The 7673-nt window shown below is 40.6% G+C and carries 5 protein-coding genes; 4 read left to right on the top strand and 1 reads right to left on the bottom strand.

Annotation, left to right across the window (positions count from 1 at the left end):
• Window positions 1–28 precede the first annotated feature (28 nt).
• Window positions 29–2845, top strand: a complete 2817-nt coding sequence (locus LIZ98_RS16135; protein ID WP_227140253.1) for a transglycosylase domain-containing protein — start codon at window positions 29–31, stop codon at window positions 2843–2845.
• A 70-nt stretch (window positions 2846–2915) separates the two neighbouring features.
• Here LIZ98_RS16135 and acsA read toward each other — a convergent pair whose 3' ends face one another.
• Window positions 2916–4631, bottom strand: a complete 1716-nt coding sequence (gene acsA, locus LIZ98_RS16130; protein WP_041847666.1) for an acetate--CoA ligase — start codon at window positions 4629–4631, stop codon at window positions 2916–2918.
• Window positions 4632–4828: 197 nt separating this feature from the next.
• Between acsA and LIZ98_RS16125 the strand changes: the two genes are divergently transcribed.
• From LIZ98_RS16125 to LIZ98_RS16115, 3 genes are all read left to right on the top strand, one after another.
• Window positions 4829–5461 (top strand): GNAT family N-acetyltransferase, encoded by a 633-nt coding sequence (locus LIZ98_RS16125; RefSeq protein WP_041845588.1) that lies wholly within the window; start codon window positions 4829–4831, stop codon window positions 5459–5461.
• 179 nt (window positions 5462–5640) lie between these two features.
• A complete protein-coding gene (locus tag LIZ98_RS16120) occupies window positions 5641–6294 on the top strand; it encodes a CBS and ACT domain-containing protein (RefSeq protein WP_095142314.1) in 654 nt (217 codons plus the stop codon).
• Window positions 6284–7447, top strand: a complete 1164-nt coding sequence (locus LIZ98_RS16115) for an acetoin utilization protein AcuC (RefSeq protein ID WP_227090548.1) — start codon at window positions 6284–6286, stop codon at window positions 7445–7447. Before LIZ98_RS16120 ends, LIZ98_RS16115 begins: the two co-directional genes overlap by 11 nt.
• Window positions 7448–7673 lie beyond the last annotated feature (226 nt).

Below are 7673 nucleotides of genomic sequence, written 5' to 3'. Positions count from 1 at the left end.
TAATGAATTTGATTCCAGGAGGGGTGCTATGAAGGAATATTTCAATACATTGATCAAACAACTAAAACCGATTAAAGAAAAGTTATTCAATCCAAAAACAGCAAAAATTTTTCGAATTACCTATTCTGTTGTATGGAATCTGATTTTAATTGGTATTATATGTTTTATTCTCGCTGTTTCATTAGGATTGGGGGTTGGTGCCGGATATTTCGCTTCCCTTGTCAAAGATGAATATCCTCGGTCTTATGAAGAATTAAAAAAAGATATCTATAATTATGAAGAACCGTCTGAATTATATTTTGCCAATGATGTCTTTCTCGGGCATCTTCGGTCGGATATTGTCCGGGAAGAAGTGAAGATCGATGACGTATCTGATTTTGTCAAAAAAGCTGTCATTGCAACGGAAGATCAAAATTTCAAGACCCATAACGGTGTTGTTCCTAAAGCTGTGCTACGGGCATTGTATCAAGAAGTCACCAATTCAGCCGTTCAAACCGGCGGCAGTACATTAACACAGCAACTGGTGAAAAACCAAATATTAACGAATGAAGTTTCGTTTGAAAGAAAAGCGAAGGAAATCTTGCTTGCTTTAAGAGTTGAGAAGTTTTTCAATAAGGATGAAATTTTGGAAGCATATTTAAACGTATCATCATTTGGGCGAAATTCTTCCGGACAAAATATTGCCGGAATACAGGCGGCAGCGAAAGGAATCTTTGGTGTCCCGGCAAAGGACTTAAATCTGGCGCAAGCAGCTTTTATCGCCGGTCTCCCACAAAGTCCATACGGCTACACTCCTTTTACAAATAAAGGAGAACTCAAAAGCGCAGAAGGACTGGAGCCGGGCTTAAAACGCCAAAAAGTTGTGCTAAGTCGCATGCTCAAAATGGGGTACATCACGAAAGAACAATATAATGAAGCGGCTTCCTATGACATTGTGAAAGATTTTATCCCTCCACAAGATTCAATTATCGAGCAGTATCCATATTTGATTATGGAAAGTGAAAGAAGAGCTATTGAAGTGTTAATGGGAAATTATTATAAAAAAGACGGTTACAAAAAAGAAGATATCGATAATAGTAAAGTTTTATATAACCGTTATTATACACTTGCCGAAAGGGATCTTCGTCAAAACGGATATAAAATCTATACAACCATTAATAAAGATATTTATGACAAATGGCAGGAAATAACGAATCAATATAAAGAGACCGTCCCATACCAAACGGTACAAAAAAAGGATCCTGAAACAAATGAAACCATTCAAGTGAAGGAGCCGCTTGAAGTAGGCGCCATGCTAATCGAAAATAAAACCGGAAAAATTATCAGCTTTGTCGGCGGCCTTGATTATCAACGGGAAAATCTAAATCACGCAACACAAGCATTTCGTCCGAACGGATCAACCATGAAACCATTGGTCGTATACGGTCCTGCTATCAATATGGGGCTTGCCGCTCCGGGAACGGTTTTAGCGGATGTTGATCTCGGTCTGAGAGGTGATTCCGGAAAACCATGGCCGACCAACTTTTCACCGCGATATTATGGGCTAACTTCGGCAAGAACAGCATTAACCCATTCCTATAACGTGTCTGCTGTTTATTTAATGCAAAAAATCATCTCACATGATCCGGTCCAATACTTGGAAAAACTAGGAATTAGTCGGATAACCAAAGCAGATCATACCAATTTAGCCATTGCCCTCGGCGGTATTACAAACGGTGTAACGGTGGAAGAAAATACGAATGCCTATACCGCATTTGCCAATGACGGGAAATTTATTGATGCATACATGATTGAAAAAATTGTTGATAATGACGGGAATGTCGTTTATGAACATAAAAGTGAACCGGTTGAAGTATTTTCCCCACAGGCCGCATATTTAACAATTGATATGATGCGGGATGTCGTTCGAAGTGGAACAGCCAGAGCATTGCCGGGGCAACTTAAATTTTCTGCTGATCTTGCCGGGAAAACGGGGACGACCAATGACACGGAAGATGTTTGGTTTGTCGGGCTAAATCCTAATTTCACTGCCGGTATTTGGTTCGGATTTGATCAACCGAAGACGATACCGGAAGCATTCCGAAATAAACATTTATCACTTTGGGCAAAATTGATGAACGCTGCCTATGATGTGGCTCCGGACGTAATTGGTGTTAAAGACCGCTTTAATATGCCTGGCGGAATCGTTAAAAGAGCTTATTGCGGTGTATCCGGTCTGCTTCCATCCAATGCGTGTTCGAAAGCAGGTCTGACATTATCGGATTATTTTATCGCTGATTATGTACCGACAAAAGTTGATGATAGTTTAATTGACGGGAGATTTGTTACCATTGGTGGTCAAAAATATGTAGCACTTGATTCAACTCCGAGCGAATTTACCCAGTCCGGGCTGATGTTAAATCCGGATTTTGTCAAACAAACAGCTCCACATCTTAAAAATGTCAATCAGCTGATTCCGAGTACCGGAAATTGGTCCAACATTTTCGTTTCGACAGCAAGAATGAATGAAAACGGGAAAATCCCTGATCCATTAGGGGTATCATTATCTAATACAACGATAAGTTGGAACAGACACCCCGAAAATGATATTGTCGGTTATCGAATTTATCGAGTCACAAATGGCGGACGCGGCGAAAAAATCGCAAGTATTATTGCCGGCTCATCGCTTGCTTATCATTTGCCGGGCAACGGTCAATACGCTGTAGTAGCTGTTGACATTGCCGGTAATGAGTCGCCATTATCAAATGTGGTGACAGTTGGAAATACCAGTCCAACGCCGACACAGGATTCTGCGGATGACAATTATATTGATGAAACTGTACAGGGCGGTTCCCCAGTGCAGTAAAAACGGAAAAACCCCAAGAACTTAGCATTCTCGGGGTTTTTTCATTTCCAAATTTTGATTACCTCAATAATTAATCTTCCATTGTCGAGAGATCACCTGTTGGCAAGTTCAATTCCCAAGCTTTCAGTACTCTTCTCATAATTTTTCCGCTTCGGGTTTTCGGCAATTTATCAACAAACTCAATTTGTCTCGGTGCAGCATGAGCAGCAAGACCGGTTTTGACAAATTGACGGATATCTTCTTTTAATTCATCCGATTGTGTGTATCCTTCTCTCAATGAAATAAACGCTTTAATAATTTCACCGCGAACAGGGTCCGGAATACCGATGACACCGGCTTCCCGTACAGCAGGATGCTCAACCAGTTTACTTTCAACTTCAAACGGTCCGACCCGCTCACCCGAGGTATTAATCACATCGTCAACCCGGCCTTGGAACCAGAAATAACCGTCTTCGTCCATATAAGCTGAATCTCCGGAAACATACCAGCCATTCGGGAAGAAGTAAGACTCGTATTTTTCAGGATTATTCCAAATTTTCCGCATCATAGACGGCCAACCTATTTTAATGGCCAAGTTCCCCATCTGATTCGGTGGTAATTCATTGCCTTGATCATCAACAATGGCAGCAACCACTCCCGGTACCGGTTTCCCCATCGAGCCAGGACGAATATCCATGCAAGGGTAGTTACATATTAAATGGGCCCCCGTTTCTGTCATCCACCATGTATCATGAATGCGATGTCCGAATACTTTTGACCCCCAACGAATAACTTCCGGATTAAGCGGCTCTCCAACACTTAAAATATGACGTAAAGAAGTTAAATCAAACTTATTTACGACCTCATCGCCGGCACCCATTAACATCCTGAAAGAGGTTGGCGCACTATACCAGACAGTTACGCCGAAATCTTCAATCGTCTTATACCAGGCTTCCGGACTAAACCTTCCCCCAACAACTACATTCGTTGCCCCGTTTAGCCAAGGACCAAATATACCGTAAGAAGTTCCCGTTACCCAGCCGGGATCAGCCGTGCACCAATAAATATCGTCCTCTTTCAAATCAAGTACCCAATAGGCAGTCATATATTGTTGAATCATGGCATTATGGACATGCAAAACCCCTTTTGGTTTTCCTGTTGAACCGGATGTATAATGAAGTATGTAACCATCTTCACGGTCTACCCATTCAATTTCCAAATTTTTACTAGCCTCAGCCAATTTTTTATTAAAATCAACATATTTACCGTTTTCCTCAACATTTTCACCAACGATAAAAATGGTTTCCAAGTCCGGCAATTCATCTACCGGTACACGCGGTAATAATTCCGGTGTTGTCACTAAATATTTTGCACCACTGTCCAGCAGGCGGTCTCTTACTGCTCCTTCCATGAATGCCTCGAATAACGGCCCAACGATTGCACCTAATTTGATAGCTCCGAGGAAGGCAAAATAAAGTTCCGGCGAGCGCGGCATGAAGACAAATACACGATCCCCTTTTGTAACACCGTAATCTTTAAATACATTTCCGGCTTTATTCGAAAAATCCTTCATTTCTTTAAACGTATATTTTTCTAATCGACTCGCATCCCGGTAAATAAGCGCCACTTTGTTTTTGCGAAAACTATCTGCATGACGGTCAATCGTCTCAAAAGCAATATTTACTTTCCCGGTCGAATGCCAAGAAAAATATTGTTCAGCTTCCTCCCATTTAAAGGTTTGGTACGCTTCCTCATAATTTTTTAAATTATGTTCCCCTTTTACTGCTGATAACGTTTCCAATTTCATTAATATTCCCCCTTGCTCAAATATGCAACAAAATATCCCATATAATATATTTATTTCATAATTTTGTTAAAAATGCAAGTTTCTATTAAGCTAGTTTTCAAATATTATAATAATAGGGATAGTAAAGTGAGAAAATTCGCTCGCTTTTTGAAACCACTTTCAAGTATAATAGAATTAAATTCGTATGAGGTGATATTTTGGAACATAAAAAAACCTACTATAAAAAAGAGTGGGAAACGAAAAAAGGGACTTTAATTATTGAAGGCCCTGTACCATCAGAAACGCTTTCCAAATACCATTTTCATGAAGGTTTAGTGGCGTTTCGACCGGCTAACGAACAAAAAAAAGCGCTTGTTTCAATCGCCGCCCTCCCGGAAGGCAGAATTATTATTGCGAGAGATGGAGATACGGTAATTGGTTATGCCACCTTCCTTTATCCTGATCCATTGGAAAGATGGTCAGAGGAAAAAATGGATAATTTACTAGAATTAGGTGCGATTGAGGTTGCTGCACCATATCGAGGGATGGCTGTAGGAAAACAATTATTAATTGTTGCCATGATGGATGATTCGATGGAAGATTATATCATTATTACCACTGAGTACTATTGGCATTGGGATTTGAAGGGGACAGGTCTGAATGTGTGGGAATATCGGAAAATCATGGAAAAGATGATGAATGCCGGCGGTCTTGTTTGGTTTGCCACCGATGATCCGGAAATTTGTTCCCATCCGGCCAACTGCTTGATGGTGAGAATCGGAAAACGGGTCGACCAAGCCTCGATTGAAAAATTTGATCGTCTTCGTTTCAGGAATCGGTTTATGTACTAAAGCGAAGGCTGAAGTCAGATGAAGGCGAAAAATTTTTACATGGATTGTACGAGAAACAAGGAAAGAGAGGAAAAACGGGAAATCGAGGATCGGTTAAAGGGAAGGAATGTGTGCTTTGATTATAATCAAGACAAATATTTTACATCCTAGTGGAACGTTACGTATAAGGGGGTATTCTTTTGCTTGTTGAAGAAGTGATGAAAACAAATGTATTTACATTAAAAGAAAACGATTCGATTCAATCCGCCATCTATTTGATCGAAAATAATCAAATACGGCATATTCCAATTGTTGATGAACAAAATCGATGCATTGGGATCGTTTCCGACAGAGATATTCGTTCAGCAGTTCCGTCAATCTTTTCCAAAGGGAATGATTCGGGAATTTTCGATAAACCGATTCATCTCATTATGACGAAAGATGTCATCACCGTACATCCGCTTGATTTTCTTGAGGAAGTAGCTGCATACTTTTATAAATATCAAATTGGTTGCCTGCCTGTTGTTCAAAACGGGAAATTAATCGGCATTATAACAGAAACCGATGTGCTTTTTACCTTTGTAAAGTTAACCGGAGCCGATCAACCTGGCTCATTCGTTGAAATCCGTTTGTCCAATAAACCGGGCAATTTATCAAAAGTATTAGAGATTTTTAACAGCTTTCGCGTAAATATTGAAAGTGTCCACCTTTATCCGGATAAAAAGGAACAGGATAAAAAAATTATTGTTTTCCGGCTGAATACAATTAATCCGCTTCCAATCATTGAAAAGTTAAAAGCAGAAAAATATGAGGTTTTATGGCCAAATTTTCCGGGGATGACCTATGAAAAATAATGCTACTTTTGTGTATTCGCCGGAGTTATTGACCTATAAATTTAATCAACATCATCCGTTCAATCAAAAAAGACTGGAGTTAACGGTTGATTTGTTGAAATCAATACAAGCGCTTTCAGATGAACAAATCGTACCGCCCCGAAAAGCGAGTGATGATGAATTACAATTAATTCATGATGAAGATTTTATCGAAGCGGTAAAAAGAGCCGGAAGACAAGAATTACCGATGGACAGGGCAAACAATTTCGGTTTAGGTACGGAGGATACACCGATTTTTCCAAATATGCATGAAGCAAGCAGTCTCATTGTCGGTGGTACGATTACGGCGGTCGATTCTGTTATGGAAGGGAAAAGTGATCATGCCTTGCATCTCGGCGGTGGATTGCATCACGGATTTCGCGGGCGAGCTTCCGGTTTTTGTATATACAATGACTGTTCAATTGCCATTGCTTATTTACGGCAAAAATATAATGTAAGAGTTCTTTATATTGATACAGATGCACATCATGGGGATGGGGTTCAGTGGGCATTTTATGATGACCCTGACGTCTGTACATTATCCATTCATGAAACAGGGCGATATCTTTTCCCTGGTACGGGGCAAGTACATGAACGCGGGACCGGTCAAGGTTATGGATTTACATTCAATATCCCCTTGGATGCTTTTACTGAAGATGAATCTTGGCTGCATGCTTATAAGACATCCGTTGAAAAGGTTGTAGAATATTTTCAACCGGATATTATTGTGTCGCAAAACGGAGCTGATGCGCATTACTATGATCCATTAACGCATTTGTCAGCTTCCATCAAAATTTACCAAGAAATCCCGAAGTTAGCCCATGAAATTGCTCACAAATACTGTGATGGGAAATGGATCGCTGTTGGCGGGGGCGGCTATGATATTTGGCGAGTTATTCCCAGAGCTTGGTCGTTTATTTGGTTAGAGATGACAAATCAACGGGATAAAGCAACTGGGAAATTGCCGGAAGATTGGTTGGAAAAATGGACCGCTCAATCACCTGTTCCTTTACCGACAGAATGGATGGACCCGGTGGATATGGTTCCGGTCATTCCAAGAAAAAAAGAGATTGAAGAAAAAAATGCACAAGTGGTTGCGATGGCTTTAAAAATTATTCAAAACAGTAAGCTGTAGGATAAAGTGAAACTTCCATCAGGGGGGCTTCATCCCCACTGATGGTTAGTTGAACCAATCGGGCTCTTACGGACACTTATCTTCCTCCTTAACATCCTTGATTTCCCTTCTCTGTGGCATCGGAGGAAGATTTAGTGGCCGTTTGTGCGGGATAAAGTGAAACTTCCATCAGGGGGCTTCATCCCCACTGATGGTTAGTTGAACCAATCGGGCTCTTACGGACACT

Source organism: Caldibacillus sp. 210928-DFI.2.18, from assembly GCF_020554505.1.
Classification (GTDB): Bacteria; Bacillota; Bacilli; order Bacillales; family Caldibacillaceae; genus Caldifermentibacillus; species Caldifermentibacillus hisashii.
Note: the sequence above shows the minus strand (reverse complement) of the source record. Positions and strands in the feature narration are given on the sequence as shown.

Bases quoted from the DNA above. Each gene is read 5' to 3' on its own strand.
- LIZ98_RS16135 (WP_227140253.1), top strand. From the start codon at position 29: ATGAAGGAATATTTCAATACATTGATCAAACAACTAAAACCGATTAAA.
- acsA (WP_041847666.1), bottom strand. From the start codon at position 4,631: ATGAAATTGGAAACGTTATCAGCAGTAAAAGGGGAACATAATTTAAAA.
- LIZ98_RS16115 (WP_227090548.1), top strand. From the start codon at position 6,284: ATGAAAAATAATGCTACTTTTGTGTATTCGCCGGAGTTATTGACCTAT.